The 24,568-nt window shown below is 67.1% G+C and carries 19 protein-coding genes; 10 read left to right on the plus strand and 9 right to left on the minus strand.

The genetic code is table 11. The features are described 5' to 3' along the window. Nucleotides 1-25: 25 nt before the first annotated feature. Nucleotides 26-1,102 (plus strand): alkene reductase, encoded by a 1,077-nt coding sequence (locus ACAM54_RS27865; RefSeq protein ID WP_369651563.1) that lies wholly within the window; start codon nucleotides 26-28, stop codon nucleotides 1,100-1,102. Nucleotides 1,103-1,147: 45 nt separating this feature from the next. Here the strand turns inward: ACAM54_RS27865 and ACAM54_RS27870 are convergent, their stop codons facing one another. The 6 genes from ACAM54_RS27870 to ACAM54_RS27895 form a co-directional block, all read right to left on the minus strand. Continuing rightward, a complete protein-coding gene (locus ACAM54_RS27870) occupies nucleotides 1,148-1,594 on the minus strand; it encodes a hypothetical protein (RefSeq protein ID WP_192325570.1) in 447 nt (148 codons plus the stop codon). A 116-nt stretch (nucleotides 1,595-1,710) separates the two neighbouring features. Beyond that, nucleotides 1,711-2,172 carry an isoprenylcysteine carboxylmethyltransferase family protein gene (locus ACAM54_RS27875; protein ID WP_369651562.1) on the minus strand — a complete coding sequence of 154 codons (462 nt, stop codon included), beginning with the start codon at nucleotides 2,170-2,172 and terminating at the stop codon, nucleotides 1,711-1,713. Nucleotides 2,173-2,218: 46 nt separating this feature from the next. Beyond that, nucleotides 2,219-3,025, minus strand: coding sequence for an oxidoreductase (locus ACAM54_RS27880; RefSeq protein ID WP_007830949.1), 807 nt, complete (start codon nucleotides 3,023-3,025; stop codon nucleotides 2,219-2,221). A 38-nt stretch (nucleotides 3,026-3,063) separates the two neighbouring features. Further along, the gene (locus ACAM54_RS27885) at nucleotides 3,064-3,945 is read right to left on the minus strand and encodes a class I SAM-dependent methyltransferase (RefSeq protein ID WP_192325573.1); all 882 of its coding nucleotides are present in this window, start codon (nucleotides 3,943-3,945) and stop codon (nucleotides 3,064-3,066) included. 65 nt (nucleotides 3,946-4,010) lie between these two features. Beyond that, on the minus strand, nucleotides 4,011-4,856 hold the full coding sequence (locus ACAM54_RS27890) for an alpha/beta fold hydrolase (RefSeq protein WP_369651561.1): 846 nt from the start codon (nucleotides 4,854-4,856) through the stop codon (nucleotides 4,011-4,013). Nucleotides 4,857-5,047: 191 nt separating this feature from the next. Next, nucleotides 5,048-5,941 carry an NAD(P)/FAD-dependent oxidoreductase gene (locus ACAM54_RS27895; protein WP_192325577.1) on the minus strand — a complete coding sequence of 298 codons (894 nt, stop codon included), beginning with the start codon at nucleotides 5,939-5,941 and terminating at the stop codon, nucleotides 5,048-5,050. 96 nt (nucleotides 5,942-6,037) lie between these two features. Here ACAM54_RS27895 and ACAM54_RS27900 point away from each other — a divergent pair, with 96 nt between their 5' ends. Beyond that, nucleotides 6,038-6,676 (plus strand): TetR/AcrR family transcriptional regulator, encoded by a 639-nt coding sequence (locus tag ACAM54_RS27900; RefSeq protein ID WP_192325579.1) that lies wholly within the window; start codon nucleotides 6,038-6,040, stop codon nucleotides 6,674-6,676. A 185-nt stretch (nucleotides 6,677-6,861) separates the two neighbouring features. On the opposite strand, the gene ACAM54_RS27905 is transcribed toward ACAM54_RS27900, so the two are convergent. Together ACAM54_RS27905 and ACAM54_RS27910 are read right to left on the minus strand one after the other, a co-directional pair. After that, nucleotides 6,862-7,413, minus strand: coding sequence for a 2'-5' RNA ligase family protein (locus ACAM54_RS27905; RefSeq protein WP_225613104.1), 552 nt, complete (start codon nucleotides 7,411-7,413; stop codon nucleotides 6,862-6,864). Between the two features lie 242 nt (nucleotides 7,414-7,655). After that, entirely contained in the window at nucleotides 7,656-8,048 is a 393-nt protein-coding gene (locus ACAM54_RS27910; RefSeq protein ID WP_192325580.1) for a VOC family protein, read from the minus strand. Between the two features lie 77 nt (nucleotides 8,049-8,125). Here ACAM54_RS27910 and ACAM54_RS27915 point away from each other — a divergent pair, with 77 nt between their 5' ends. After that, nucleotides 8,126-8,887, plus strand: a complete 762-nt coding sequence (locus ACAM54_RS27915; protein ID WP_192325582.1) for a response regulator transcription factor — start codon at nucleotides 8,126-8,128, stop codon at nucleotides 8,885-8,887. Between the two features lie 59 nt (nucleotides 8,888-8,946). On the opposite strand, the gene oxlT is transcribed toward ACAM54_RS27915, so the two are convergent. After that, complete coding sequence (gene oxlT, locus ACAM54_RS27920; protein ID WP_192325584.1) at nucleotides 8,947-10,302, minus strand: oxalate/formate MFS antiporter; 1,356 nt, start codon at nucleotides 10,300-10,302, stop codon at nucleotides 8,947-8,949. A gap of 181 nt (nucleotides 10,303-10,483) precedes the next feature. Here oxlT and ACAM54_RS27925 point away from each other — a divergent pair, with 181 nt between their 5' ends. The 7 genes from ACAM54_RS27925 to ACAM54_RS27955 all read left to right on the plus strand — a co-directional run bounded on the left by ACAM54_RS27925 (nucleotide 10,484) and on the right by ACAM54_RS27955 (nucleotide 24,335). Next, a complete protein-coding gene (locus ACAM54_RS27925; RefSeq protein WP_369651560.1) occupies nucleotides 10,484-12,349 on the plus strand; it encodes a histidine kinase in 1,866 nt (621 codons plus the stop codon). 327 nt (nucleotides 12,350-12,676) lie between these two features. After that, nucleotides 12,677-13,111: a DUF4019 domain-containing protein gene (locus ACAM54_RS27930; RefSeq protein ID WP_145744262.1), complete on the plus strand. Its 435-nt coding sequence runs from the start codon at nucleotides 12,677-12,679 to the stop codon at nucleotides 13,109-13,111. Nucleotides 13,112-13,873: 762 nt separating this feature from the next. Next, entirely contained in the window at nucleotides 13,874-21,253 is a 7,380-nt protein-coding gene (locus ACAM54_RS27935) for an ESPR-type extended signal peptide-containing protein (protein ID WP_369651559.1), read from the plus strand. 31 nt (nucleotides 21,254-21,284) lie between these two features. After that, nucleotides 21,285-22,118 (plus strand): OmpA family protein, encoded by an 834-nt coding sequence (locus ACAM54_RS27940; RefSeq protein ID WP_192325590.1) that lies wholly within the window; start codon nucleotides 21,285-21,287, stop codon nucleotides 22,116-22,118. Between the two features lie 157 nt (nucleotides 22,119-22,275). Then, entirely contained in the window at nucleotides 22,276-22,509 is a 234-nt protein-coding gene (locus ACAM54_RS27945) for a hypothetical protein (protein ID WP_225613088.1), read from the plus strand. 391 nt (nucleotides 22,510-22,900) lie between these two features. Continuing rightward, nucleotides 22,901-23,563, plus strand: coding sequence for a hypothetical protein (locus tag ACAM54_RS27950; RefSeq protein WP_192325592.1), 663 nt, complete (start codon nucleotides 22,901-22,903; stop codon nucleotides 23,561-23,563). A gap of 22 nt (nucleotides 23,564-23,585) precedes the next feature. After that, the gene (locus tag ACAM54_RS27955) at nucleotides 23,586-24,335 is read left to right on the plus strand and encodes a Crp/Fnr family transcriptional regulator (protein WP_192325799.1); all 750 of its coding nucleotides are present in this window, start codon (nucleotides 23,586-23,588) and stop codon (nucleotides 24,333-24,335) included. Nucleotides 24,336-24,568: the final 233 nt, after the last annotated feature.

Genomic DNA, 24,568 nt, shown 5'->3' on the forward strand with positions numbered 1-24,568 from the left:
CCCCTTTTCTTCTTCAGGACAGTCCATGCTTTTCGACACCTTCTCCCTGCGCGCCACCCCGCTCAAGAACCGTGCCGTGATGTCGCCGCTCACCCGCAGCCGCGCGGCCGAGAACAACACGCCCAACAGCCTGATGGCCACGTACTACGCCCAGCGCGCGGGCGCCGGACTCATCATCACCGAAGGCACGTCGCCCTCGCCCAACGGCCTGGGCTACGCCCGGATCCCCGGCCTGTTCAATGACGCGCAGGTGCAAGGCTGGAAGCTCGTGACCGACGCAGTGCATGCCAAGGGCGGCAGGATCGTCGTGCAGCTCATGCACACCGGCCGCGTGGCCCACACGGACAACCTGCCGGCCGGTGCCGAAGTGCTGAGCTCGTCGTCGGAGACGTGCCCCGGCCAGATGTGGACGGATACACAAGGCAACCAGCCGCACACGCCGCCGCGCGCCATGGCCGAGGCCGACATCCAGGCCGCGATCGGCGAATACGCCACAGCCGCGCGCCTTGCCATCGAGGCCGGCTTCGACGGCATCGAACTGCACGCGGCCAACGGCTACCTCCTCGAGCAGTTCCTGAACGCCAACGTCAACCGCCGCACCGACGGCTACGGCGGCACGGCCGAAGGGCGCAACCGGCTGGTGCTCGAGGTCGCGCGTGCGGCCGTGAAGGAGATCGGCGCCGAGCGCGTGGGCATCCGCCTGTCGCCGCACGGCGTGCTCAATGGCACCGGCGCGTTCGAAGGCGTGGACGAACAGTACCTGGCGCTGGTGAAGCAGCTCTCCGCACTCGGCCTCATGTACGTCCATGTGCTGGACCATTCGGCCATGGGCACCCCGCCCGTCCCCGCCCAGCTGAAGACCGATCTCAGGGCTGCGTTCGACGGCCCCTTCATCCTTGCCGGCGGACTCGACAAGGCCAGCGCACTGCAGGCCCTGAGCGAAGGGCGCGCGGACCTGACGGCCATGGGCAGGGCTTTCATCGCCAATCCCGACCTGGTCGACCGCATGCGCCAGGACGCGCCGCTGAACGCGCCTGCGCCGGAAACCTTCTACACGCCCGGTGCCAAGGGCTACACGGACTATCCGACGCTCGCGGGCTAGGCACCGCCGGTTGCAAGCAAACACCCCGCCGGCGCGGCCGACGGCTCAGGCGCTCCGGCTGAACAGCCGGAACGGCGAGCTCAACAGACAGCCCAGCCAGAGCGACACAAGGCCGTTGGAGGCCTTGTCGTGCCAGCCATGCTTGTCGTCCCACAGCAGCGCGTTGTCTTCGATCTGCACGCTCCACTGCGCATCGGCAAGCACTTCGCGGCGAATCCGGTCGAGGCACTCGATCCAATGGCGGGCGCCCTTGTGCATGGCGAAGGGCGTGTTGTCGGGCAGGGCCGTCGCGCCCGAGAACACCTCTGCGCCGGTCAGCCGCGATGTCTCGTAGCGCGTGAAGCTCTCCCAGTTGAGGCCCTTGCCCGTGTGCGCGTAGCGCTCGACGTCGGCGATGACGTCGAAGGATTGCACGATCGCATCGATGCGCTGCGACTCGACGGGGGTCAGTGGCGTGTCCTGCTTCGCGGTGTAGTAGATGCTGAAGCCCATGGGGCGATGCCTGCGTGCCGGGTGGGTCCGCGGCGAAGAGCGGTGGTCGGTGGATTCTGCCGCAGGCCATGGGCCCAACTTGTTGGGTGCCGGGCACGATGCAGACCAGCCAGGCCTCATACCCACCTGCGTACCCTGCCTTTGTAAGCCTCGTACTCCGCCCCAAACAGAGACGCCAAAACGCGTTCTTCCGGGATGATCTGGAACCGAGTGATGTAGAGCACGTACACGACAACCCACAGGGCAGCGAGCGGATTCGCCAGAAACACTGCCCACGCCAACAGGGTCAGCAAGAGCCCAAGATACATGGGATTGCGCGTATAGCGGTACACGCCTCGGATCACCAACGAGGAGGCCGAGCTTGCCTTGACCGGGTTCACGGTGGTCTTGGCGCGCCGAAACGCAACCATTCCGGCGATGCCGATGCCTTGGCCGACGCACACCAAAACGACGGCGCAGAGCACGCGGGCCGGATAGGGAATCTGCACAAGCCCCGCGGCGGCTGGCGTCAGCCACATAAGAAGCGCCAGGACAAGCGCTGCGATGGGGGGAGGAACCTTCAGTACAAGCACGCTCATATTACTCCATGAGGTCTAGCACCCGGCCGTGAACACAGCTGTGATTTCAGCCCAGTCCGAACGTCTTGCGCAGGCCCTTTTCGACCGGGCCAGCGGGCATGAAACGGCGCAACTTGGCCAGGAGGGACGCTTCGCCCTTGGGCGTGTGGCGCATCTTCCACGGACCAAGTGCCGCGCTGACCATCGTCGCCACAACGCCTTCAGGCGTGGGCGCCTTTTGCACGTTGTTCTGGAAGGCTTTGGTGACGATGGCAAGCTCTTTGCTGTAGTCCGGGATTCTGGCAGCAGTCTGAGGCGCGTTGAGATCAAGGTTGGTTTTGGTGAAGGAGGGTTCGACCAGCGACACGCGGATGCCGAATTGGCGTACTTCATGATCCAGTGACTCGGACAGCCCTTCAACAGCGTATTTGGAGGCCGCATACAAGGCCATGTACGGCGAACATAGAAAGCCCACCACCGAGCTGACATTGACGATACGACCGGAACGCTGCTGACGCATGTGCGGCAGCACGGCCTTGATCACGCGCAAGAGGCCGAAAAGGTTGGTTTCGAACAGCGTCTGGGCTTCGGCAATCGAGGTTTCTTCAGTCGCGCCCAGCAGGGTCACACCCGCATTGTTGACCAGCACATCGATGCGCTTGGCCTGCGCGATGATGGCCTGAATGCCTCGATCAACGGAAACATCGTCGCGGATGTCCATCTCAATGAGCGTGACGCCAGGTATGGCTTGGGCCTTTGCCGTGTTGCGCACGGTGCCGAAGACCCGGCAGCCTTGTTCGGCAAACTTTGTGGCGGCGGCGCACCCGATGCCTGACGACACGCCGGTGACGAGGACAACTTTGGAATTCGACATGGCAGTTCCGTTGTGTAGAGGCAGTGGAGTGAGGAGGATCAGTTGTGTAAGGAGGCAGGTCTGATCGGATTGCGTGCCATGACGATCCACGCTGCGCCGTCGATCATCACCGAACGCTCGCCGGGGAGGCCTGCGAAGACGGCACGAACCGCGGCCGAGGCGCGGGCGCGGATGTCGTCGGGCTGATCAGCGAGCGCGCGCGAAAGCGGGCCGACCTCGAGCGCCATCTTCACCGCGTCGTCGATCGCAGCGTCCCGCGTCCCGCCCTCGCCGAACGGGACGGAAGCATCGAAGGGCGCGATAGCGATATCGGTGAAGCCGGCTGCCGTCAGGATGCGCGCCACTCGTCCCTGGTCGCCGAACGAAAATGGGCCGGGCGCTTCGGGATCGGGCAGCGCGGTCAGCGGGACGATGCCCTTGAGCGCGCCAATCGGCAGGCGCACCCAATCGTTCTCGGCCACGCCGCGCCAGCAGACGAAAGCGACCCGCCCGCCCGGCCGGAGCGCGCGTCGCAAGTGGGCGAACGCCCCTGTCGGATCGTCGAAGAACATCACCCCGAAACGCGAAAACAGGATGTCGAACGCGCCCTCGGGCAGCTCGGCGCTGCTGGCGTCGGCCACCCGGAACAGGGCCGGCGTATCCTGTGGCGCAAGCGCGCGCGCTCGGTCGATCAGCGCTTCGGATATGTCCACTCCCAGCACTTGGCCCCCCGGGCCAACGCGGGCGGCCAGAGCCAGACTCGACGCGCCCGCGCCGCAGCCGACGTCCAGCACGCGCTCGCCCGTCGCAGGCGCGACGGCTTCGATCGCGGCCTGGCCGAACACCGCCACCATAGCGTCGAGCCGGGCCTGGTTGGCGACCCAGCGCTCTCCGCTTTGGCCATTCCAGTCGGCGACCTGATAGGCATTTTTCTCTGTCATGCTATCTCCTTGTTCTGATTCGTTCTTAACTAGCTACCCTTTTATCGAGGCAGGGGGAAATGACGCTACTCGGCCCATGCCGCGATCCGTTTCGCGATCGCCTCGGGGGCCTCGATGTGCAGGAAGTGACCGACCCCGGGGATGACTTCCAGCGCGTGCGGAGCGGCGAACCGATGTCGGTCGTCGACCTGCTGGGGGAGGATGCAGCCGTCGTCGGCACCGTGAAGCTGCAACAGGGGCACCGCGATCGGCCGAGACAGGCGGCGCGTCGCCCCAAGCATGCCGGGCCGCAGCATCGCCCGGTAGTACTTGAGAGGCGCGGGCATGCTCGCCCGCAGGCGTTCGTGCAGCTCTGCCTGGAGAGCAGGAGCTAGCGAGAGGCCGGGCGACCACTGACGCCAGAGGTGATCGATGAGGGCGAGATCGCGGGCGGTGGCCATCCAGCCGCTTCCCGGCAGTTGAAAAAGCCCCATGTACCAGCTCCGGCGCAGCTGAGCGGGGCGCGCAAGCTGGCGCATGAACGTGAGTGGATGAGGGATTGCGAGCGTGACCGCGCGTTCGATCCGCTCCGGCGCGGTGACGCAGGTATCGTAGGTGACCAGGGCGCCCCAGTCATGGCCAATCAACTCCACGGGCCGCCCCGGAGACCAGCGGTCGATCAGGGCGATCACGTCGCCGGTGAGGGCAGCGAAGTCGAACGGCCCCGCAGTCGGGGACGGGGCGTAACCGCGAAGCCAGGGGGAGACGACGTGACGCCCACGGCGACCGAGCTCGGCAAGGAAGGGCTTCGCCGTCGGCGGATGGTCCGGGAAGCCGTGCAAGACGATGGTCGGTTGGCCATCGGGATCACCCCCCTGCAACGCATGAAAGGTGCCGTGTGGCAGGTCGAAAGTGACGTGTTCGAACTCCATGTGTGGGGCTTCTCCAAGAGCGGTCGGACGAGAGATGCTGATGCTGGCTTCGGCGTTCCTGGTTTGGACAGGCGCGTGTCCTCAGGCGCCGGGTGTAATGCGGGGTCAGCCGGCCAGCCGGCTCTCCGTGACACCGGCCCGCAAGCTTTCAGAATCAAGCCCGCGGCAACCGGAGCAGGGAATCCATGCCCTCAAACCACCATCGATTGCTGGGCGAAGATTCCCGCCATCGCGCCCTGCGACGATGCTTGGGTGACCGAGGGCAAGAAGGGCGTGGTCAGGTCGCCGGCGGCGTAGATGCCGGGCATGCTGGTCTGGCGGCGCTCGTCGACCTTGAGGACGATGCCGGTGGGCGTATCCACCGTGGCGAGGCCCAGTGATTCATGCAGGCTTGCGGACGGCTTGTTGCGCGGATGGGCGAACAGGACGTCGACCGCGACGTTGCGGCCGGTATCGAGATTGACTGTGGAGATATGGCCCTTGTGATGGGCGATCTCGACGATCCGGCCATCGATGACAGGCATGTTGCGGCGCGCCAGATCGGCCTGGATATCGGGCGGGATGTCGTGACCATCGGCGAAGACAGTCAACTTGTCGGTCCAATCGCGGAACAGCCTGGCCTGATTGTGCGATTGCGGGCCGGACCAGACGAGGCCCCAATGCCGGTCGGCGACTTCAAAGCCGTCGCAATAGGGGCAGGGCACGATGGACGTGCCCCAGCTTTCGGCAAAGCCTGGAACCTCAGGCATCTGGTCAGCAACGCCGTAGCTCAGGATCACGCGGCGCGCCCCGAGGCTTTCGTGATCGTCAGTGACGACGCAGAAATCGTCGATGGCGCCAGACACGCTCTCGGCCCGGGCATTGACCAGCCTGACCGTTGGATAGCGCGCCAGCTGCTGCCGCGCCTCGGCCAGGATGTCCAGCGGCGGCTTGTGATCGTGGCCGAGCAGGCCATGCGAGTGGCCGGCAAAGCGGTTGCGCGGCCGGCCGGTATCGAGAACGGTGACCTTGCGGCGGGCACGGCCGAGTTGCAGGGCGGCGGCGAGGCCGGCAAAGCTGCCGCCGACGATGATGACGTCATTCATGGTGATGGGCTCCGTGTGGGCTGGTTGATTATTGGACTATCTAGTACAGTAATGTAGAGTCGATATAGTAAACTGTCAAGTCCACTAAATATGCCCATGGCCCGCTCCCCAGTTCCTGCTCCCAAGCCCCAACGCGGCCGGCCACGCGATCCCGAGCGCGTGCGGCGTATCCTGGAAGCGGCGCAAAGGCACTTCAACGAGCATGGGCTGGAGCGTGCCAGCGTGGATGCCATTGCCGCGGAAGCCGGTGTGTCCAAGATGACCGTGTACAGCAACTTCGGCTCCAAGGAGGGGCTGTTCCAGGCGGTCGTGCGCGACAGGACGGCGCCGGTGGTGGATGGCGTCCCGGGCGCCGGGGCGCTGGACCCGAACCACCCTGAGGAGGCGCTGCTGGCGGTCGGCACCCGGTTTCTCGCACTGGCGCGCGGGGACGCCCTCGGCGCGTTGCGCGCTGTCTACGGCGTCGCGGGGGCGCAGCCGGAAGCCTGCCGTGCGTTCTACAAGGAAGGTCCGGAGCGTGCGAACGGCGAGCTGGCTGCATACCTGCGCCGTGCCGACGCGGCGGGCACGCTGAAGGTGCGGAACCCGCTTCAGGCAGCGGACCTGTTCCTGTCGATGTTCCTGGGCTCCGGGCACATCCGCGGGCTGCTGAAGCTCGAGATGCCGGATTCCCGGGAAAACAGGGCACTTCTGCGCGAGGCCGTGCGGGTCTTCATGGCGGCCTACGGCGCGTAGGCACCCGATCTCTCGTGCGGCGCTTCGTTGGCTCGCACAGCATGCCGATCCCGAATGTCGAGCCTGGTGTCATGACCTTCATCGTGTAGAAGCCTCAGAGGCAGATGCAGACAAAGGCGCCAGCCAGGCACGAGGCGAACGCGAGAACGACCAGGTAGTGGTTTGGCATCCGGAACCGAGTGGCGTCAATCGCCGCGGTCCAGGGTATCGGCCGACGGCAAGTGGAAGACATGCAACTCTTCCCAACGGCCTGTCGAATTTTCGATCAGCACGACCGAGGCGCAATCCGCTCGGATGCCGCCGAATGCATCCAGCCGCTTTTGCAACTCAGCAGCGGCTGCATCGGCCTCGGATGGGTTTCCATGGGCAACGGTCAGGTGCGGAACCACTCCTTGGTGCTCCCCGCCGTACGGCTGGAAATCTGGAAAGACATCCACGAGCGCCCTGGTCATCGCGATGAACGGCCCGGGCGGTTCCGGCGCGAGATACGCGGTCGCCGGGAAGCGCGCGACCCTGTCCAGCGAGAAGGAGAACGCAACCACGCGATCCAACGCGTGTTGCGCCCGATCCAGTACGGCAGGCGTGATGTGCTGAGGGTCCATGAACGGCACAAGCACAGTGATGTGCGCTGGCACGCCCAGCTCCGTCGTCGCGTCGAAGCGCTGCCGAAGGTCGCCGACCCACGGCTCGGCCGAGGGCACTTTGACAGCAAACGCGGATATCGCCATGAGCCACATGATATTCAACAGGCAGTGAGCCGAAAGGTCCGAGCGCGATGCGAATCAGCGCGGGATAGGCGAACCAGTACTGACGGCGGATGCCATGCATCGAGCGGCTCACTGTCGATTCGCAGGAGCCGCTTTCGATGATGAGTCATGAGCGCCACCAACTGGCCTCGTGTCCTGATGTTGAATCTTGCGAGGTCAGGCAAGAGTTCTTCAAATGAGGACTCTCCATGGTCGTTTTTCCGCAAGCCAGTTCAGCTCCCCGCCCTCGACGCAAGGTCCTGGCCAATCATGAGCCGGTGTCCGTCAGGCGTCGCAACCGAGAACTCGCGCATGCCATGCGGCTTGTCTGCCGGCGCCTGCTTTATCAACGCGCCGCGCCGGACGAATTCTTCATGGAGCGCATCGACGTCATCCACATGCAGATAGCCGAAGTAGCTGTGGTCGCCCGTCGCAGACGGCAGCAGGGCGTCCGGACAATGGCCCATCATGATGCGCACATCTCCTCGCGAAAGAAGCTGCCATCCGGTTCCTTCCGGCCACTGCGCCTCGAAGCCCAGGGCGTCCCTGAAATAGGCGGTGTTTCGCTCGAGGTCCGGAACAGCGAGCACGAACGAAAACGGGCGCAGTTGGTTGGCATGTGACATCGGATTTCCTTTTGTGTAGCGGTCGACTCAGCAAATTGTGACGGGCTCGGAGCCCTCGGGGCACAATCGGCCCTGCCATGAGCACCATTGCCGAACCGTCATCCTCTTCTTCGCATGCCGCGCAGAAAATCCGCGTGCTGATTGCCGACGACCAGGCACTGATCCGTCGCGGCATGGCCATGCTGCTGGACGCTGCGCCGGACATCGAGGTGCTCGGCCAGGCGGCCGATGGCGTGGAAGCCGTGGAGCTGGCACGCCGCCTGCTGCCAGACGTGGTGCTGATGGATCTGCACATGCCGCGCAAGGGCGGCGTGCTCGCGACGCGCGAGATCTCGGCTGCCTTGCCGCACACGCGCGTGATGGTGCTGACCACCTTCGACCGCGACGACCTCGTCTTCGACGCGGTGCGTGCCGGCGCACAGGCCTACCTGCTCAAGGACGCTTCGGAAGAAGAGGTGCTGGACACCGTGCGGGCCGTGCACCGCGGCGAGTCGCGGCTGACGCCGCAGATCGCGCGCAAGGTGATGGACCAGTTCCGGCTATTGGCCGATCGCGTCGCGCAGGAGCCGCCCTCCCCGCCCGCGCCGGATTCCCGCGCCGCACCGCAGGCCGCCGCGCCCGGCGAGCCATCGCCGCCCGATTCGACGGCGGCGACCAAACCCCTGACCGAGCGCGAGGCCGCCGTGCTCGAACTGATCGCCAAGGGCTATGGCAATCGCCAGATCGCCACCGCGCTCAACCTGGCCGAGGGAACGGCAAAGAACCACGTGAGCCGGATCATGCAGAAGCTTCACGCGAACACCCGCACCGAACTGGCGGTGCTGGTGTTGAAGAAGTAAGCCCCCGGAGCGCCTTCGGCGCCTCCCCCCAAGGGGGCACTGGAATGGGCAGCGGGGTGTCAGGCCGTGCGGCCTGCAGGCGACAGGCCGCCGGGCATCGCGAGATCAGGTGCTGCCGGCGAAGGCGCATGCGATGCGGCGGCATTGCTGGCGGTGTGCCGGGCCAGCATCGGCCGCAGCGCGACGATGGCCAGGAAGGCGGCGAACAGGTCGAGCGCCGCGACGGTGTAGAGCACGGTCGACCAGGTGCCGGTGGCTTCCATCATCAGGTTGCCGAGCGGCACGAACAGCGCGCCGACGCCCTTGGCGCAGTACAGCACGCCGTAGATCTTGCCGATGTGCTTGGTGCCGAAGGCGTCGCCCGCGAGCGCCGAGAACAGCGAATACACCTCGCCCCAGGCCAGGAAGACCACGCCCGACAGGATCAGGAAGGCCCACGGGTTGTGGCCGAAGTAGCCCAGCGCGATGATGCCGATGCCCTCCAGCGTGAAGGCGATCACCATCGTCTTCTCGCGGCCGATGTGATCGGAGATCCAGCCGAACAGCGGGCGCGAGATGCCGTTCATCACACGGTCGAGCATCAGCGCGAGCGGCAGCGCGGCCATGGTGACGAAGTACAGGTCCACCTTGAAGTTCTTCACGCCCAGGTCCTGCGCGATCACACCCAGTTGCGCCACGGCCATCATGCCGCCGGTGACCACGCAGGAGAACATCAGGATCATCAGCCAGAACAGCGGCGTGCGAAGCGCCTCGCCCAGCGTGTAGTCGCGCCGGCTCTGCACCAGCTTGGTCGAGCCCCGCACTTCGTTGCCCTTGGGCGCGCGCAGGAACCAGGCCGCAATGAAAGCCAGCGAGCCCTGCAGCAGGCCGAAGAACAGGAAGGCCTGCTGAAAGCCGGAGCTCTCGATCATCGCGGCGATCGGCAGGATGGTGGCGGCCGAGCCGGCGCCGTAGCCGCCTGCGGTCAGGCCCACCGCCAGGCCGCGCCGGTCGGGAAACCACTTGAGCGCGTTGTTGATGCAGGTGGCATAGATCGAACCGACGCCGATGCCGCCGATGGCCGCGCCGATGTAGAAGCCCATCAGCGTCGTGGCCTGCGAGTTGATGGCCCAGGCCGCGCCGATGAACAGCGCGCCGAAGGCCACGATCAGGCGCGGGCCGAACTTGTCGATGAAATAGCCCTCGATCGGCGCGAGCCAGGTCTGCACCAGCACGAAGATGGTGAAGGCAATCTGGATCGATGCGCGCTCCCAGCCGAACTTGCCCTGGATCTCCGGCACGAACAAGGTCCATGCGTACTGGATGTTGGCCGTGGCAATCATGCAGACGATGCCGACGGCCAGTTGCAGCCAGCGGTTGTCGAACAGGCGCGGCGGCGCGCCGGATGCGGCCTGCGTCAGGGAAGCGGGGTTCATTCGTTGGGTCTCCATTCGTTGTCGCGCCGATCGCGTCGCGGCACGTTGAGGGTTGGGATTCAGTCGCGCTGCGGGCACGGATCGCGATGGGTGCAACTGTTGCCGCAAACCGCCGCCGGCGCGCCTGCCGGAAGTCACGCGGCGGATCGAGACAAACCCCGAGGACTCCGGGGAAGTACCCATGCCGAAAGTCACGGCCACCGGCTGCGAGAATCCGCAGCCAATGAACCTCGCACGCCGCATCGACCCACGGCGCTCCATGGCCGCCGCGATCGGCTGGCTGCTGATTGCGCTCACCCTGTGCCTGGCGCTCGTGGCCAACCTGTGGCTGCGCAGCTTCGTGCGTGCGACGCTGCTCGAGCAGCACGGCCAGCGCCTGGAAGCCGCGGCCGAGCACGTCAATGCCGAACTCGACACCGCGTTGCTGCTGCGCCTGCAGGCCGTCAGCGTGGTGGCGGCCATGCTGTCGGAGGATGTGCAGCACAGCGAGGGCGCGCGCCTGAAGCGCTCGCTCGAGGCGGTGCGCCGCGGCGTGCCCGACCTGATCTGGCTGGCGGTGACGGATGCCGACGGCTTCATCGTCGCCGCCACCGACGAGCAGGTGGTCGGCCAGAACGTCAATCAGCACGCGTGGATCTCGCAGGGCCTGGACGCCGCATGGATCGAGGAAGGCCGCTCGCCGCAGGAGCGCTTCCTGAAGCTCACTGCGCCGGTGCGCAACGCGGACGGCGCAATCATCGGCGTCGTCGCCGCGAACCTGCGCTGGAACTGGGTGCAGAAGATCATGGGCGAGATCCGCGCCTCGCCGGGCGAATGGCTGCTGATCGACCGCGACGGCATCGTGCGCCACGGGCCGGGCGCACTTCTGGGGCAGCGCTGGCAGGATGCCGGCGATCCGATCACGCCCTTCGATCCCGTGGTCGCAGGCCTGGGGAACGACGGATCCGATCTGCCCACGCGCATCCGCACGAGGCGGCTGCTGGACAACCGGCCCTACCTGATCGCGACCCCGCCCAATGCGCGTGACGGCACGCTGCGCCGCCTCGGCTGGCAGGCCGTGGTGATCCAGCCGGTCGAATCGGTCGCGGCGTTTGCGACTGCCATCGAATGGCGCATCTCGATCGTGCTGAGCCTGCTGGGCCTGGCCGCCGCGGTGGCGGGCATCGTCATGGCGCGCCGCCTCACGCGCCGTGTGAGCGTGATCGCCCATTCCGCGGACGCGGTGCTGGCCGGCAGCGCCACGCGCATCGAGGTGCCGCAAGGCGTCGACGAAGCCGCGCGGCTGGGCAGCGCGCTCGACCGCCTGCTGGACACGCTGCGGCGCGAACGCGACGAGCTGCGCCGGCTCAATGCCGAGCTGGACGAACGCGTACGCCAGCGCACCGAAGAGATCAATCGGCTCGCGCAGGAATCGCGCGATGCCGCAGTGGTGCGCGAGCGCCTTCGGCTGGCGCGCGGGCTGCACGACACGCTGGCGCATTCCATGATGGCGATGCTCACCGAGATCCGCGTGCTCAAGCACCTGGCATCGAACCGGCCCGATGCGCTGCCGGACGAGCTGGTCCGGGCCGAACGGGCGGCGCGCGACGGGCTGGACGAGGCGCGCCGCGCGATCGACCAGCTGCGCAGCAACCCGGTGCGCGACATCGGGCTGGGAGCAGCGCTGGCCGAGCTGGCCAAGAACCTGAGCGAGCGCTCCGGCATCGAGCTCGACTGCCGGATCGACCCTGTGTTGTCCGCGCTCGCGGCCGAGCCGGCTGAAACCGTGTTCCACATGTGCGAGGAAGTGCTGCGCAACGTCGAACGGCACGCGGGCGCGGCACGGCTGCTGATCCGCCTGCAGCGCATGGCTGCGAGCGACAGCATCGAACTGGAGATCGCGGACGACGGCATCGGCTTCGAGCCGAGTGCAGGCGCCGCGGGGCACTACGGGCTCGTGGGACTGCGGGAGCAGGCCGACGCGATCGGCGCCCATCTGCGCATCGACAGCCGCAGCGGCGAAGGCACCCGCGTGTCGCTGCGATGGACGCAGGCGGGCTCAGCGTAAGGCCGCGATCCGCAACCGCTGCGCGGGGCGCCATTCCCCCGGCATCCGAATTCAATGCAAGCAACGCCCGGCAAAACGATTGCTGCTTCTTCATTTCTTTCAAGTGCCGCAGGCATCGGAGCGTGTTGCATGCACATGGACGACTCGCGCTTCAATGGCAATGGAAACATCGGCGCGATTCCTTGAATTGCCCGACATGCTGCAATCGCGCGATGCATCCGCACTCGACATCAATCCCGAATGCTATAAACGAATGGCACCATGGAAGTGCCGCATGCAATATCGACGTAGTTACACACTGAAATTCATATCACTCCCGGACCTGACATGACCTCAAAAAGCAAACTGCTGCTCGGCGCCGCATTCCTGGCGGGTTGGATGAGCACAGCCTCGGCCCAGGACGCCGATCCGACGAACATGGTTCGCGGCGGCCTGCAAGCGATCCAATTGGTGGACCAGGGCAAGATCGGCGAACTCTGGGACGGCTCGGGCCCCGCCACCAAAAAGCGGGTCGCACGTCCCGAGTTCGTTCGCCAGGTCGAGGCGTCGCGGTCGCCGCTCGGCGCGGCGCAGCAGCGCACATGGGTCTCGGTGAATCGCCAGTTGGTTGCAAACGACGATCCCGATGTGGCCGGCCAATACATCAACGTCGAATACGAAACCCGCTTTGCCAACGCGAGCAACCGGGTGGTGCGCGAGATGACGAGTTTTCGCCTCGACGCCAGCGGCACGTGGCGCCTGAGCGGCTACGTGTTGCGCTAAGCCGCTCTCCTAGGATGCGCCGCGGCTCCCGCGGCGCATCGGCCAGGCGAATACCCCATGGCGGCAGGCGTTCGCAGCAGCAATCTCCCCTTCCGCGCTCGACGGATCGCCGCACCACCTCCTGAGCGCGAGCCGTAGCCATCGGCAGCAGCTCGCACGGAGGCGGCGCGCGCGCCAGATCGGATCGCAGTTCGCTGCCTGTCCGGCGCGCCATCCTCCCCGGCCTCGGCCAACCCTCCGCACAGCAAACGGCATCGAGCCGATATTCGGGCGCCGCGCTATTCAGCGTGCATCAATTCGGTGCCATCCGATCAGGGTCACGCGCCAATTCTGCGTACTACCGCCATAAAACAATTGATATAGATTTTTAATCGAAAGCTACGGAAATCCGTGGCAATGAATAGAACATTTAAAAACTTTGTATTACTATTTGTATTCTTAAGTTAATAGAAATTTCCAAAGTAATTCATTGAAAATCATGCTATGCATTAATGGTAAATAATAAATTCATATTACTAACCTCAAAGCCCGTCCGATAAAAATCTCCAATTGCCGCAATGCGCCGTTGACGTTAATTCGCCACACGCCAGTTGCATTCCGCGACAACCTCTTAAGATTCGCCAAAAAAAATGTTTCCGCTTAATTGCAATTGATCGAATAGTTTTGCAATTACTTCTAAAGGTTCTATGGGCAATGCCATCCGTGGATACCGCTTGCCGTGGAGCAAGGCTTCTGGCGTCTTGAACAATCGAGGAGAAATGCATGAATAAGTCGTACCGCAGCATCTGGAATGAGGCATTGGGCGCCTGGGTGGCGGCCTCCGAGCTCGCATCGGCACGGGGCAAAAAGGGTTCTTCGCGCGCACTGGCGAGCGGCCTGGATGCCGAGGCATCGCGGCCGGCGGGCACCTCGAAGGTCTACGGCAAGTTCGCCAGGATCGTGGCCGCGCTGGCGGCGATGGGCGGAATGGGTTGGGCCTCGTCGGTCCAAGCCCAGGTGAACTGCACTGCGGCGCCTTACAACTTCTACAGCGGCAGCGCGACGTGCGCGGGTTATCTGTCCCAAGCGACTTTCGGCGGAGCCACTGCCATAGGCTATAACGCCCAGAGTACGGGGCTGAATGCCACGACTCTCGGCTACCAAGCCCTTGCCTCAGCCACCAACGCCATTTACGTTGGTGCGCGCACCGGTGGAGTCGGAGCGTCCGGGGAGTCGTCGATTGCTATCGGTACGGATGTCAACTCCGGCGGCGCGGCAGCGGTCGCTGTTGGTGCGCAGTCGAAAGCAATGGGAACTAGGGGCGTTGCCTTGGGTGCGCAAGCCAATGCCGCTGTCGACTATGCGACAGCACTCGGTGGCGGTGGCGTCAGTCCAGCAACAGCCACACGGGCCACCGGCGTCGGTTCGACGGCTCTCGGTGGCAATGCCACCAGTGGCGCGCTTGCATCGGGCGTCGATGCCATCGCCATCGGCGGTCAGTCCGTCTCGTCGACACAATACTCGGTGGCCATTGGCTTGAATGCAGCAGCGTCAGGCCCGGGCGGCGCAGTCGCAATCGGTAGCAGCACGGTCTCGAACAATATCAATACGGTCGCGCTGGGCGTTAACGCCAATGCCACCGGAGCTGGCGCCAGCGCGTTGGGCACCGCTGCCACAGCTACGGGAGGGAACTCCACCGCCGTCGGCGTCAACTCCGTGGCAGGTGCAAACTTCGCGTTCGCCGGAGGCTTTTTGGCCCAGGCAACCGGATTGCGCACCGTCGCGATAGGCAATCAGGCAGAAGCAACCAGCGACGCAGCCACCTCCGTCGGGAACACTGCTCGGGCGCTAGGGAACAGTTCGCTTGCACTCGGAGCGCAAGCACTCGCCATCGGGGACAGCACGGTTGCGGTCGGCCAGGGGGCCGGCGCGGGCTCGACGGTCGCCAACACGGGTTCGGTCGCAGTGGGCATCGCCGCCGGCACGCTGGTCAGCGGTGCGCAGAACACTGCCATGGGCGGGGGCATTGCGAGCGTGATGCGGGGCGCGGGTTCGGGCGTCACGGGAACGCGCAACGTCGCCTTCGGCTCGGGCGATGGCACGGTCGCCTACGATGGCACCCTGAAGGCTTCGGCAGGCAGCCTGGTCAGCGGCAGCGACAACATCGCCATCGGCACCAACGCAGGTATCGGCGTCGCCGCCAGCGAAACCACGTCGATCGGCCTGAGCGCGAATGCGAGCGCGGACAGGGCGATCGCCTTCGGCTCTCAAGCAAAAGCATCCGCTCTGGACGCCGTCGCGCAAGGTACCAACACGAGCGCAGCCGGCCGCAACGCCATCGCCATCGGTTTCCAGGCGATCGCCTCGGAGATCAACTCCATCAACCTGGGCGCACGCACGCTTGCAGGGTCGGGCGCCCTGGCGCAGGGCGCCATCGCCATCGGTACGGACGTGACGGCCTCGCAGGATCGCGCAGTCGCGTTGGGTGTCGTAAGCCAGGCAACCGGCCAGGACTCACTGGCGGCAGGTACATGGGCCACTGCGGCCGCCAACTACGCGACGGCACTCGGCGCAGGCGGCAACAGCGCGGCGACAGCCGTGCGCGCCACCGGCGCCGGTTCGCTCGCCATCGGTGGCAATGCCACCCTGGGCGCCCTCGCATCGGGCGCCAATGCCATCGCCATGGGCGGTGAATCCGTCGCCGATGCCGATGACGCGGTCGCGATCGGCCACGGCGCCAGGGCCACCGGCGGTCGCGCGGTTTCGATCGGCTCGGGCAACGTCGCCAACGGCAACGGCGCGGTCGCCATCGGCGACCCCAACACCGCCACCGGCAACGGTGCGATCGCCTCGGGCCTGGACAACACCGCCACCGGCGACGGTTCCGTGGCCATGGGCAATACCAACATGGTGGGCGGCGGCGGGCAGGCGGTCAGCACGCCGGGCACGGCAGCACAGGGCGCGGTCGGCATCGGCTACCGCAACACGGTGGTGGGCCAGGGCAGTGTCGCGATCGGCAGCACCAGCAGCGCGCTGGCGGCGGGTGCGGTGGCATTCGGTGATACGGCAATTGCCAACAATGCAGACGACGTGGCGCTGGGCTCGGGTTCGGTGACGGCGGCGGCGGTCGGCACGGCCAGCACCACCATCGGTGGCACGACGTACAACTTCGCCGGCATCGCGCCGACGAGCACCGTGAGCGTCGGCAGCCTCGGCGCCGAACGGACCATCACCAACGTGGCGGCGGGGCGGATCGCGGGCGACTCGACCGACGCGATCAACGGTAGCCAGCTCTACGCCACCAACCAGGCAGTTGCGGCGATCGCGGCCAGCACGCCCACCCACTACTACAGCGTGAACGACGGTGGCGTGCAGCAGGCGAACTACACCAACAACGGTGCGACAGGCGTCAACTCGTTGGCGAGCGGCGTGGCAGCCTCTGCCTCGGGCGATCAGTCCGTTGCGCAGGGCTTCGGGGCGAGCGCGTCGGCCGGCGATGCGATTGCGATCGGCACCGGCACCAAGGCTTCGGCCGTCAGCAGCACCGCGATCGGCGTCAACGCCACGGCATCGGGGGCCAGCGGCTCCACGGCGCTGGGCGCCTTCTCCACCGCCAGCGCCACCAACAGCCTGGCAGTCGGCGAGTTCGCCAACGCGTCCGGCGAGGCTGCGGCGGCCATCGGCCCGGGCGCGACCGCCGCCGCGGTGCGCGCCACGGCGGTCGGCAACGGCGCGCAGGCGCTCGCAGCTTCGGCCCTGGCGCTCGGCGACACGGCCGTGGCCAACAATGCAGGCGATGTGGCGCTGGGCTCGGGCTCGGTGACGGCCGCTGCCGTCGGCACGGCCAGCACCGTGATCAACGGCACGACCTACAACTTCCAGGGCACCACGCCGGCTTCGACGGTGAGCGTGGGCGCTCCGGGCGCCGAGCGCACCATCACCAACGTCGCGGCCGGCCGGATCTCCGGCACCTCGACCGATGCGATCAACGGCAGCCAGCTGTTCGCCACCAACTCGGCAATCGATGCCGTGGGCGTCACCGCCGGCAAGGGCTGGAACGTGACCACGGCCCAGACCGGCACCGGCACCGTGACCGGCACCAGCGTGCAGAACATCGCCCCGGGCGCCACCGCCACCTACACGGCCGGCAACAACATCGCCATCACGCAGAACGGCGCCGAGGTGCAGATCGCCACCAGCGCGACGCCCAGCTTCACCAGCGTGACCACCGGCGGCACGGTGATGAACAACAACGGCGTCACCATCACCGGCGGCCCGAGCATCACCACCACCGGCATCAATGCCGGCAACACGGTCATCACCAACGTGGCGACCGGCGTGGCACCCACCGATGCGGTCAACGTGGACCAGCTGAACGACACAGTGGCGGCCAACAAGACCAAGTACTACAGCGTGAACGACAACGGGGTGGCCGGCGGCAACGTCAACAACGACGGGGCGCAGGGCATCAACTCCATCGCCGCAGGCGTGGGCGCCAGCACCACCGCGGCGGCCACCGGCAGCGTGGCCATGGGCACCAACGCCGCGGTCAGCACGGTCAACGGGGTGGCACTGGGCTCTGGCGCGAACGCGAGCGCCAACGCGGGCGACGTGGCGCTGGGCGCGGGTTCCACCACGAGCAAGGTGGCCGGCACGGCCAGCACCGTGATCAACGGCACGACCTACAACTTCCAGGGCACCACGCCGGCTTCGACGGTGAGCGTGGGCGCTCCGGGCGCCGAGCGCACCATCACCAACGTGGCGGCGGGACGGATCTCCCAGACCTCGACCGACGCCATCAACGGCAGCCAGCTGTTCGCCACCAACTCGGCGATCGATGCCGTGGCCGTCACCGCCGGCAAGGGCTGGAACGTGACCACGGCGCAAACCGGCACCGGCACCGTGACCGGCACCAGCGTGCAGAACATCGCCCCGGGCGCCACCGCCACCTACACGGCGGGCAACAACATCGCCATCACGCAGAATGGCGCCGAGGTGCAGATCGCCACCAGCGCAACGCCCACCTTCACCAGCGTGACCACGGGCGGCACGGTGCTGAACAACAACGGCCTCACGATCACGGGCGGCCCGAGCGTGACCATCACCGGCATCAATGCCGGCAACACGGTCATCACCAACGTGGCCCCCGGCGTGGCACCCACCGACGCGGTGAACGTGAGCCAGCTGAACACCCAGATAGACGGAGCCAAGATCCGCTACTACAGCGTGAACGACGGCGGCACGAAGCAGGGGAACTATGCGAACGACGGCGCCACGGGCCTCAATGCCCTGGCGGCCGGCGTGAACGCTTCGGCGGCCGGTGCCAGCGGCGTGGCAATGGGCAACGGCTCGCGCGCCAGTGCCGCGGATACCGTGGCGATCGGCAGCGGCGCGACGGCCGATTCGGCAGAGGCGGTGGCCATCGGCAAGGGAGCAACTGCCACGGGCGGCAAGGCCATCTCGATCGGTTCGGGCAACACGGCCTACGGCAACGGCGCCGTGGTGATCGGCGATCCGAGCTACGCGAGCGGCACCGGCGCCTTTACCGGCGGTGCCAACAACACCGCCAACAGCGACGGTACGGCCTCGGCCACCGCAGCCAACCAGGCCAACGGTGCGGTCGCGATCGGCAATGCCAACAAGGCGATCGGCCAGGGCTCGGTGGCACTGGGCAATGGCTCCACCGCCGGTGCGGTGGGCAAGGCGGGCAGCGTGGCCATCGGCGATGCTGCGGCGGCAACGGCCAATGCGGGCGACGTGGCGCTGGGCTCCGGCTCGACCACGGCCACGGCCGTCGGCACGGCCAGCGCCGTGATCAACGGTACGACCTACAACTTCCAGGGCACCACGCCCGCGAGCACCGTGAGCGTAGGCAGCGTGGGCGCCGAGCGCACCATCACCAACGTCGCGGCAGGCCGGATCTCCGGCACCTCGACCGATGCGATCAACGGCTCGCAGCTGTTCGCCACCAACCAGTCGATCGAGGACCTCAGCACCACGGTCACGACCAACAAGACCAAGTACTACAGCGTCAACTCCACCGGCGGCACCAACGAGGACAACACTGGCGCCACCGGGGCCGACGCCATCGCGTCGGGCAAGAACGCGGCGGCGAGCGGCACGTCGGCCGTGGCCATCGGCCTCGGCGCCACGGCGTCGGACGCCAACAGCGTGGCGCTGGGTTCCGGCTCGACGACGGCCGCGGCCGTCGGCACGGCCAGCGCGGTAATCGGCGGCACCACCTACAACTTTGCCGGCACCACGCCGGCGAGCACGGTGAGCGTGGGCAGCGCGGGCAACGAACGCACCATCACCAACGTGGCGGCGGGCCGGCTTTCCAACACCTCGACGGATGCCATCAACGGTTCGCAGCTCTTTGCCACCAACCAGCAGGTGACGGCGAACACCACGCAGATCACCAACCTCGGCAACACGATCGGCGACATCAACAACGGCGGAGGCATCAAGTACTTCCATGCCACCTCGACGCTGCCCGACTCGCAGGCGCTGGGCACCGACTCGGTCGCGATCGGCCCGAATGCGGTCGCCAACAACGCGAACGACGTGGCGCTGGGCGCCGGCTCAACCACGGTGGCCGCGGTGGGCACGGCCAGCACGGTGATCAACGGCACGACCTACGGCTTCGCGGGCACCACGCCGGCAAGCACAGTCAGCGTCGGTGCGGTGGGCGCGGAGCGCACCATCACCAACGTGGCGGCGGGCCGGATCTCGGGCAGCTCGACCGATGCGATCAACGGCTCGCAGCTGTTCGCCACCAACCAGTCGATCGAGAACCTCAGCACCACGGTCACGGCCAACAAGACCCGGTACTACAGCGTCAACTCGACCGGTGGCGGCAACGAGGACAACCTGGGTGCCACGGGGGCCGATGCGATCGCATCGGGCAAGGATGCGAGCGCCACGGTCGCGGGCTCGGTGGCCATCGGCGCGGGCGCGGTCTCCGACCGCTTCGTGGCGCCCTCCACCGGCAGCATCCCGGCGGGCAGCTCGCTGATCAGCTACAACACCACCGACCGCACGCTGCTGGGCGCCCTGTCGGTCGGCAGCGCCACCAGCTACCGCCAGATCACCAACGTGGCCGACGGCACGCAGGCGCAGGACGCGGTCACGGTACGCCAGCTCTCGGGTGCGCTGATGTCCTTCGCGGTCACGCCGACGCTGTACTTCCACGCCAACTCGAGCGCGGCGGACTCGCTGGCCATCGGCGCGGAGTCGGTGGCGGTGGGCCCGCAGACGGTGGTCAACGGCAACAACGGCATCGGCATCGGCAACGGCGCGGTGGTGCAGCAGACCGCGCCGGGCGGCGTGGCGATCGGCCAGGGCGCGACCTCGCACATGGCCGACTCCATCGCGCTGGGTACGCAGTCGTCGGCCGCGGCTGTGCAAGGCGTGGCGCTGGGCGCGGGCAGCAGCGTGACGCAGGCCGGCGGCGTGGCGCTGGGCGCGGGCTCGGTGGCCTCCACCGCCGCGGGCGTGGCCGGCTACGTGCCGCCCACGGCCACCGAGGCGCAGCGCATCGCCATCGGCGCCACCACCAGCACGCTGGCGGCGGTGTCGGTGGGCGATGCGGCCAACGGCCAGTTCCGCCAGATCACCGGCGTGGCCGCGGGCTCGGCCGACAGCGATGCGGTCAACGTCTCGCAGCTGCGCGGCGTGCAAGGCCAGGTGGCGGTGATCGACCAGTCGACGGTCAAGTACGACACCAACCCGGATGGCTCGATCAACTACAACAGCGTGTCGATGGGCGGCAGCAACGCGACCGGTCCGGTCACGGTGCACAACGTGGCGCCCGGCGTCGCGGGCACCGATGCGGTCAACGTGAACCAGCTCAACAGCGGCATCGCCGGGGCCAACGCCTACACCGATGCGCGCGTCAACGCCCTGGGCGGCGAGATCCGCAGCATCGCCAAGGATGCCAGCGCGGGCGCGGCCGGCGCGATGGCGATGGCCAACATGCCGCAGGCCTACATCCCGGGCAAGAGCATGGTGTCCGCGGGCGTGGCGGGCTTCGATGGCCAGGCCGCCCTCGCCATCGGCGTGTCGAAGCTCTCGGACAACGGCCGCTGGGTCGTGAAGTTCAGCGGCTCGGCCAACTCGCGCGGCAAGGTCGGCGTGGCAGCCGGTGCGGGCTTCCACTGGTAAGCCGGCCGCATCAAAAGAGGAACACAACATCATGACAACGCAATTCCATCGCTTCACGGCCATCGCAGCGGGCGCCGCGGCACTGCTGCTGCTGCAGGGCTGCAGCTCCTACGTGAGCCGGGGCATCACCGACGACGGCAAGGCCACGGAGGTGATCTTCCCGAACATCGACAACGATGCATGGCTCAAGGAAGGCACCTTCCCCAACCTGGACAACCTGCGCGCCGTGGCGCCCGGCGTCACCAAGGATCAGCTGTACGACCTGCTCGGCCGTCCGCACTTCAGCGAAGGCATGGCGGGCCCGCGCGAGTGGGACTACATCTTCCACTTCCGCAAGGCCGGCGGCGGCGTGACCACCTGCCAGTACAAGGCGATCTTCGACAAGGACTACAAGGCGCAGACCTTCCACTGGCTGCCGGCCGGCTGCGGCGACGTGCTGGCGGTGCGTGCGCTGCCGGCGGCCGAACGCCCGGCCGCCGCGAGCCCGGCGGCGCCGCGCCGCACCACGCTGGGTGCCGATGGCCTGTTCCGCTTCGACGGGAGCTCGCTGGCCGACCTGATGCCCGAGGGGCGCCGCAAGCTCGACGCCCTGGCCGCCGACATCAAGGCGACGGATGCCGTCAAGGTCATCGGCCACACCGACCGGCTCGGCAGCCAGGCCTACAACCACGCGCTGTCGCTGGCGCGCGCCAATACCGTGCGCAGCTACCTCGCGCAGGCCGGCGTGCCGGCGCAGAGGATCCAGGTCGAGGGCCGGGGCGAATCGGAGCCGAAGGTGCAATGCGCCCAGGCCCGGCGTGCGGACCTGATCGTCTGCCTGGCGCCGAACCGCCGCGTCGAGATCGAGGTGTCGGGCGAGCGCTGAGCCCGGCAGCGCTGCGCCGGGCGCGCCCGCCCCTGTGGCCGCAGGGGCCCTCCGTTTGATGAGCATCAACCTGCCCGGGTCTTGCCGCACCTAGATTCTTGAAACCCAGGAACGGCCGGGTCCGGGCAACAAGCAAAAACCGGCGATGGAGATTCGAATGCCCCTGCGGTTCTTGTTGAGGCTGCGGCATGAGCAGCTTCCGGTCCGGATCGCCAATACGGAAGAGCTCCGGGCCGTCTCGGTGCTCGTGGCCACCGGATTGATCGAGGCCGACATAGCGGCGCTTCAGCCGACTTCGGTCTACGCGTCAGCGCGAATGGCAATGGTGAGGCGCATCACGGAGGAAGGCCTTGCCGAGATCGCGAAAATGGAACACGCGCCCGGTGCGTGAAGACCTCCATGCGATCCGCTCCTCTTCCCCCTTGCGTTCCACGGTGACGGCGGGCCTGCGCACCGGCCGGGCGCCTGTGCCCGCGCGGACCGAAGCCATTCCGCCCCGGCGACGGTAGCCGCCGCCGGTGTCGCACGCGGGCCACTCACCACTTTGTGGGAGGACTGCGCAGGGCCCCTCGCCGCACAATCGCTCCGGCATCAATTGTGTCCAATTGTGATTCGGAACACATCCACGGCTCGAAACCCGGTGTCAAACGGCATGTGGCTCCGTAGCATTCCCTGAAGACCGCTTGCGAAGCGGCTCACAACAATGGTCCAACGATTCAGGGTTTTGCCAAATGCAGAGAACGTGGTGTCACGCAGGCGATGGAACGGTCGCACTGCCACGCATGGAAAACAGGCGCTTCGGGCCGCGATGGCGCGCGGCGCTCGCGCATTTCCTGCCTGCGCGGCCTCGCGATGCCGCGCCGGTGGCACCGGAGAGCCACCGCGGCGCCCTGCCCGACCGGGTCTGCGCGCTCTTCTTCATCGCCAACTTCGCGCAGCTGGTCGAGGCCGACGGGCCGGAGGTCGCCGCCAGCGTGAGCCGCGAGATCCAGCGCCGGATCCGCGCGAGCTCGCCGGCCTCGGCCGCGGCCGACCTGACCTGCCTGCGCGACGACTGCTTCCTGCTGCGGACCCCGGGCATGCGCACCGCCGGCTCCGCGGCCGCCGAACCGTCCGATGCCGCACAGCTCGAGGCATTGCTGGCAAGGCTCGGCAGCGAGCCGCTGAAGGTGCAGGGCATGACGGCGCTGCCGCGGCTGCATGCGGACTGGATCGCGATGCGCGCATCGAGGCGCATGGACGCCGCGGAGATCGAGCTCGCGCTGTGGGCCGCGCAGGAGCGGCTCGCGCCGGACGTGGTGGTCGATTGCGTCGATCGCGTGTACGACGTGCATGTCGAGAGAAAGGCCGGAAGGCTCTGGCTGCGGGGCCAGGCCCTGCACGAGACCGAAGAACGAAACCGCATCGAGGCGCTGTTCCGGCTGCTCCAGGCGGACTGCAAATGAGGTGACCGACATCACTTTCGCCATGTACCTCCACCCCCTCATCGCCAGCGTGCCGCCCGCCGACCGGGCCGCCTTGATCCGCAGCAGCGAACTGCGTTCCTACCGGCGCAACGAGACCGTGCTTCCGGCGGACACATGGACCGATCGCATCTACTGCGTGGCCACGGGCCTGCTGCGGGCCGTCGACCGGGACGTGACGACCGACTTCATCCGCCGGGGCGACTTCTTCCTCGGCCCCTCGCTGAGCGAGAACAGCTACCAGGCCACCTCGACGCTGGTCGCGGCACTGCCCTCCTCGGTCTACCTGATGCCGATCACCGCGATCCGCGGGTTGTGTGCGATCTATCCGGAAGTGACCATCGGCCTGCTCGAGATCGCGATGAAGCGCATCACCATGATCCGCGGCCAGCTGCGCCGGATCTCGTCGCTGTCGGCCGAGAACCTCGTCGGCCGCGTGCTCCACGAGCTGACCCAGCTGGCGCCTGCGGGCAGCGGCGGCTACGACAAGCGCATCACGCAGGCGGTCATCGCATCGTATTCGGGGCTCTCGCGCGAGGTGGTCAACAAGACCATGCGCGACCTGGAAAGCCGCGGCCTGGTCCGCCGCGACGAGAACGGCATTCACATCCCGCCGAACTTCGCCTCGACGGACTTCGGCAGCCTGCTGCCGGATGCACCGGCCACCGAGGGCCACGAGGCCCATCCGATGTTCGAGCCCGAACTGTTCACCACGCCGGAAGGCATGGGGGATGCCGAGCCGAAGGCGCCTTGACTCCAGCGGTCCGATCAAGGCGCGGGCACCTGGTCGCCCTCGCCTCCTGTGCTCCTGTGCGCCGTGATCGCGAAGCTGACCGCCCGCTTCGAAGCCAGTTGCGCCCGGCCGCACCGGCTACAACGATAGAACCGCAGCCAGGGCAGCAACTTCATCCACCCGCGCCGATGGATGCGCTCCAGGTGCGCAAGCCCGCATCCGCAATTCAAGAGGAGCCCGCGGGCGGCATGCCC

The organism is Variovorax sp. V93 (assembly GCF_041154485.1).
Taxonomy (GTDB): Bacteria; Pseudomonadota; Gammaproteobacteria; order Burkholderiales; family Burkholderiaceae_C; genus Variovorax; species Variovorax beijingensis_A.

What these genes read in the sequence shown, in the direction of transcription:
- ACAM54_RS27910 (WP_192325580.1), bottom strand. Translation starts at nt 8,048, where the DNA reads ATGTCACATGCCAACCAACTGCGCCCGTTTTCGTTCGTGCTCGCTGTT.
- ACAM54_RS27900 (WP_192325579.1), top strand. Translation starts at nt 6,038, where the DNA reads ATGGCCCGCTCCCCAGTTCCTGCTCCCAAGCCCCAACGCGGCCGGCCA.
- ACAM54_RS27875 (WP_369651562.1), bottom strand. Translation starts at nt 2,172, where the DNA reads ATGAGCGTGCTTGTACTGAAGGTTCCTCCCCCCATCGCAGCGCTTGTC.
- ACAM54_RS27885 (WP_192325573.1), bottom strand. Translation starts at nt 3,945, where the DNA reads ATGACAGAGAAAAATGCCTATCAGGTCGCCGACTGGAATGGCCAAAGC.
- ACAM54_RS27925 (WP_369651560.1), top strand. Translation starts at nt 10,484, where the DNA reads ATGCCGAAAGTCACGGCCACCGGCTGCGAGAATCCGCAGCCAATGAAC.
- ACAM54_RS27880 (WP_007830949.1), bottom strand. Translation starts at nt 3,025, where the DNA reads ATGTCGAATTCCAAAGTTGTCCTCGTCACCGGCGTGTCGTCAGGCATC.
- ACAM54_RS27930 (WP_145744262.1), top strand. Translation starts at nt 12,677, where the DNA reads ATGACCTCAAAAAGCAAACTGCTGCTCGGCGCCGCATTCCTGGCGGGT.
- ACAM54_RS27865 (WP_369651563.1), top strand. Translation starts at nt 26, where the DNA reads ATGCTTTTCGACACCTTCTCCCTGCGCGCCACCCCGCTCAAGAACCGT.
- ACAM54_RS27950 (WP_192325592.1), top strand. Translation starts at nt 22,901, where the DNA reads ATGGAAAACAGGCGCTTCGGGCCGCGATGGCGCGCGGCGCTCGCGCAT.
- ACAM54_RS27905 (WP_225613104.1), bottom strand. Translation starts at nt 7,413, where the DNA reads ATGTGGCTCATGGCGATATCCGCGTTTGCTGTCAAAGTGCCCTCGGCC.
- oxlT (WP_192325584.1), bottom strand. Translation starts at nt 10,302, where the DNA reads ATGAACCCCGCTTCCCTGACGCAGGCCGCATCCGGCGCGCCGCCGCGC.
- ACAM54_RS27870 (WP_192325570.1), bottom strand. Translation starts at nt 1,594, where the DNA reads ATGGGCTTCAGCATCTACTACACCGCGAAGCAGGACACGCCACTGACC.
- ACAM54_RS27945 (WP_225613088.1), top strand. Translation starts at nt 22,276, where the DNA reads ATGCCCCTGCGGTTCTTGTTGAGGCTGCGGCATGAGCAGCTTCCGGTC.
- ACAM54_RS27935 (WP_369651559.1), top strand. Translation starts at nt 13,874, where the DNA reads ATGAATAAGTCGTACCGCAGCATCTGGAATGAGGCATTGGGCGCCTGG.
- ACAM54_RS27955 (WP_192325799.1), top strand. Translation starts at nt 23,586, where the DNA reads ATGTACCTCCACCCCCTCATCGCCAGCGTGCCGCCCGCCGACCGGGCC.
- ACAM54_RS27940 (WP_192325590.1), top strand. Translation starts at nt 21,285, where the DNA reads ATGACAACGCAATTCCATCGCTTCACGGCCATCGCAGCGGGCGCCGCG.
- ACAM54_RS27895 (WP_192325577.1), bottom strand. Translation starts at nt 5,941, where the DNA reads ATGAATGACGTCATCATCGTCGGCGGCAGCTTTGCCGGCCTCGCCGCC.
- ACAM54_RS27915 (WP_192325582.1), top strand. Translation starts at nt 8,126, where the DNA reads ATGAGCACCATTGCCGAACCGTCATCCTCTTCTTCGCATGCCGCGCAG.
- ACAM54_RS27890 (WP_369651561.1), bottom strand. Translation starts at nt 4,856, where the DNA reads ATGGAGTTCGAACACGTCACTTTCGACCTGCCACACGGCACCTTTCAT.